General features: G+C 56.3%; 3 protein-coding genes. All 3 read right to left on the reverse strand.

What is annotated here, in order from left to right; genetic code table 11:
• Window positions 1-186: 186 nt before the first annotated feature.
• Window positions 187-882 (reverse strand): response regulator, encoded by a 696-nt coding sequence (locus VMU57_RS18900; RefSeq protein WP_325386276.1) that lies wholly within the window; start codon window positions 880-882, stop codon window positions 187-189.
• A 54-nt stretch (window positions 883-936) separates the two neighbouring features.
• Entirely contained in the window at window positions 937-1329 is a 393-nt protein-coding gene (locus VMU57_RS18905; protein WP_325386278.1) for a response regulator, read from the reverse strand.
• Window positions 1326-4009, reverse strand: a 2684-nt coding sequence (locus tag VMU57_RS18910; RefSeq protein ID WP_325386280.1) for a response regulator, incomplete at its 5' end; no start/stop codon positions are given. The genes VMU57_RS18910 and VMU57_RS18905, both read right to left, overlap by 4 nt.

The raw sequence follows: 4009 nt of genomic DNA on the forward strand, positions 1-4009 counted from the left end.
AAGCACTGCTGCCGTTAACAGCGTAATCACGGCGATGGAATGTCCCCAAAACAACCAGTCGCGCCGTTCGATTTGGCGCAGGCTGGCTCGAATCTCTTCGGCCTCGCAATCCACATCCTTCTGCCAATCGTTCATAGTCACTCGTTATGACAAACCTAACCTTCTATGCCCGAACGATCCGCTGACCTACGGTTCGATCTCTTGCAGAATGAGTGGCAGCAAGAATTCCTGCATCTGCGCGCTCTGACTAGTACCGAGATTCTCGAGTTGAATTCCCATGCGATCTTCCCCGATCACGCGCGCAACGCGGCCCTTGGCGCGCACGGGCGGTTTCCCACTTGTGAGTTGCAGACTGATGTCCACAGGAGAGCCCTCAGCAAACACGCTGGCACTCCGCACCAGCAATCCGCTAATGCTCACATCCACCGTGCAGCCCTCCACTTTCTGGCCGCCCGACTCGACCAGCACTTTACAGCTAACCGAAACACGATGAAAGCGGCGCCTTTCGTCTTGGATCTGGCACCGCGAGGCGCGGACGACCCGCAACACGCGCTGGCGGTCGATCGGCTTGAACAGGAAAAAATTGGCTCCCGCTGCGAATCCGCGCGCCAGGATTCCCCGGTCCTCTTCACCGGTGATCATGATAATGAGCGTCTTCTGGTTGAAGCCTGTGGCGCGGATCTGCCGCGCCAGTTCGATCCCGTCCGGCGCCGGCATATTTACATCCAGGAAAATGGCATCGAATTTCTTCTGCTGTAAGTACGCCGCCGCCTTGGCACTGTCGGTTAAAATTTCTGCCGCTATATCGACCGAGCCCAAGATAGCTTGGATCAGCTCGCACATGCCAGGGTCATCGTCTACGATCAGGGCTGTTGTTCCCATGCTCATCTCCTCTCGGGCCCATTATGTGATTCGCTGCGGGATTCCACCCCCCGTTCAAGGGCTAGGTTGCAACTTCGCAGCGCGGTCCAGCCACCGCTCAAGCTGTTTACCAAGCAACTTGAAGTCGACGGGCTTAGAGGTGCATGCATTGCAGCCAGCCTGAATGACCCGCTCTTGGTCCGTTACCATCGCATGCGCTGTCACTGCAATGACCGGGATATTCTGCAGTTTTGGCTCTCCTCGAATCCATGCGGCCAAGGACAGACCATCTTCCGAGCCAAGTTGTACGTCGAGCAAGACGGCGTGAGGGGGCTGATCCTTGAAAGCGGCAAAGGCTTGTTCCAGGTTCTCAGCGGCCAGCGCTTCGTACCCTTCGGCTTCCAACCAGTCGCAAAGAAGCTCGCGGTTAGGTTGGTTGTCTTCGACCACCAGAATGCGATGCTTCACGATTTCCCCGCGGGTACAGGAGGCACCACTCGCTGCAACTGCCTGATCAAGGCTTCCTGCCACTGCTCCTGCTTATGGAAAAGCGCTCCTGCATTCGTCCGGAGGTAATCCTTTTCCTCCAGGGTCAGGTCCTTGCTCGTCAGCACAAAGATGGGGAGATCGGTCGTGCGAGAATCGGTCCGCCATTCGGCGAGCAACTGGAATCCGCTCACCTCCGGCAAAATCAGGTCGAGGATTACAAGTTCGGGCAAGGAAGCTGCGACTTGGGCGCGGGCCTCGGCCCCATCGGCGGCCGTGCTCACAACATACCCATGCTTGGATAACAATTCAGCGATGAACTCGCGTGTCGCATTATCATCATCCACCACCAAAATAGGCCGTCCTTGTCTGCTGTGTCCACGATGATTCAGGCACCGTTCCACGGCGGCCAGCAGAGTTTCTTTCTTCACCGGCTTCACGACGTATTCATCCGCGCCCAGCAGTGCTCCTATCGCTGGCTGATCGATGATCGAAACCACGACTACAGGAATCGTGGCTGTGCGGGGATGACTTCTCAAATTCGACAACAGCTCCCAACCATTGACAGGCTTCATCATGATATCCAAGGTGATAGCGTCGGGCCGCAAATCGGCTGCCATCTCCACGGCGTGTCGTGGCTGGTCGCACAACACTACGTCGTAACCTGACAAGGCGAGCTGCGACTCGATGAGTTGAGCTGACGCCAAATCATCCTCGATGACGAGGATCCGGGCGGATGCTCGCGCGTTAAATCCTGATTCGGTCTTGCAAACTTTTTCTCTCTGAACAGTTGGGGCGACCGGCAGTGTAAAGTAAAAGCAACTCCCCGAGCCCGGTTGGCTTTCAAGGCCTAGCTGACCGCCGTGCAATTCGACTAACCGTTGTGTGATGGCCAGGCCCAAGCCCGTCCCTTCCGGAGCTTTGCCTCCTTGTCCCAATCGATAGAAAGCTTCGAAAATCCGTTGTTGCTCTCCAAGAGGAATGCCAGGGCCCGAGTCGCGAACCTCCACCCGGACAAACTCACCAAGCTGTTTGGCGGCAAATTCAATCTGGCCCCCCTCCGGAGTGAACTTGATAGCGTTCCCGAGCAGGTTCATCAATATTTGTTTGAACCGCGTGGCATCGGCGCGGACACTCAGATCCGGCGCGGCGTGCCGCACTAAGGTTTGTGACTTTTTGTCGGCGAGAGGACGCAGGGTGTCCAAAACTTCCGAAAAGGATGTAGGGATCGGCACGCTTTCGATCGCCAACTGCAGGTGCCCCGCCTCAATCTTGGACAGGTCCAGGATGTCGTTGATCAACCGGAGAAGGTGCTTACCCCCGGTGTGAATGTGGGTCACGTAGCGCTGCTGGCGCTCGTTCAGAGGCCCGTAACGCTCTTCGCTTAGCAAGTCGGAGAATCCCAGGACCGCGTTCAGAGGAGTCCGCAGCTCGTGGCTCATTGTCGATAGGAATTGATCTTTAAACTTACTGGTGCGCTCAGCATCCTCCTTCGCATGCAGAATGGCTTCCTGGGACCGCTTTTGTAACGTAATATCGCGCAACACTACGACGCCGCCCCGCAGTCCGCCATCCTCACCCCTGAGGGGCCTGCCCGTAACGCTGATTAAACGACCGTCCGGCACTTTGGCATTGCGGATGAAAAGCTCTACTGCGTCAACACTCTCGCCCCGCATTGCCCGCACTAGGGGCAGCTCATTGGGCGGGTACGAGGTCACGCCATCCATTAAGTAGGTGCCGTACTGCTCAGACCACAGGTCGGGTACGGTGTTCGTCGCACCGATGCCCAAGACCTGTTCCGCAGCCGCATTAAAGAGAAGAAATTCTCCATTCGAATTCGCGACCACCACGCCTTCGGCAAGACTTTCCAGAATCAATTGCAGGAGTTCCTTCTGGTGCCTGGTCTCCTCTTCTGTCGACTTCTTCTCGGTGATGTCCCGGAAAACTAGCACGACGCCGAAGCCTTTTCCTGTATTCGTGATAATAGGCGCGGCGCTGTCTTCGATGTCGAACTCTTTACCATCTTTGGAAAGCAAAAGCGTGTGGTCGGCTAGACCGATTACCTTTCCCTCCCGGAAGACTTTCTTGACGGGACTCTCGACGGGTTGCCGTGTCTCCTTGTTTACAATATTGAAGACAATCTCCATGGACTTGCCTCGCGCTTCCTCGAGGCTCCAGCCCGTCAACGACTGAGCGATGGAATTCATGAAGGTGACGGCGCCGTTCATATCGGTGGCAATTACTGCGTCGCCGATGCTGCCGAGGGTGGTTGAAAACCACTTTTCGCTTTTTCTCAGAGCTTCCTGTGCGCGTTTGCGTTCAGACAACTCGCGGTTCAGCAGGCCGAAACACACCAGCAGCAGCAAAATGCTCACCAGAGTGCCCGCGACGATTGTATGGGCTGACGTCGACATGCGCTCGTTGGCTCTCTGCGTACGAACCCTCAGCAGATTGTTCTCCTCGCTCGCCAGCTCGGCAGCCAAGGCGCGGATCTGGTCCATCGACCGCTTTCCGGATCCTTGCAGGACCATCCGAGTGGCTGCTCCAATTTCTCCCTTTCTGCGCAGGTCGATTGTTGTTTGGAGTTCCGCCAATTTCTTCTCTATGAGGGGCTCCATGGCCTGGATCCGTTTCTGCAGGTTTGAATTGTCTGAAGTTAGGT

Origin of the sequence: Edaphobacter sp. (genome assembly GCF_035532915.1) — a bacterium.
Classification (GTDB): domain Bacteria; phylum Acidobacteriota; class Terriglobia; order Terriglobales; family Acidobacteriaceae; genus Edaphobacter.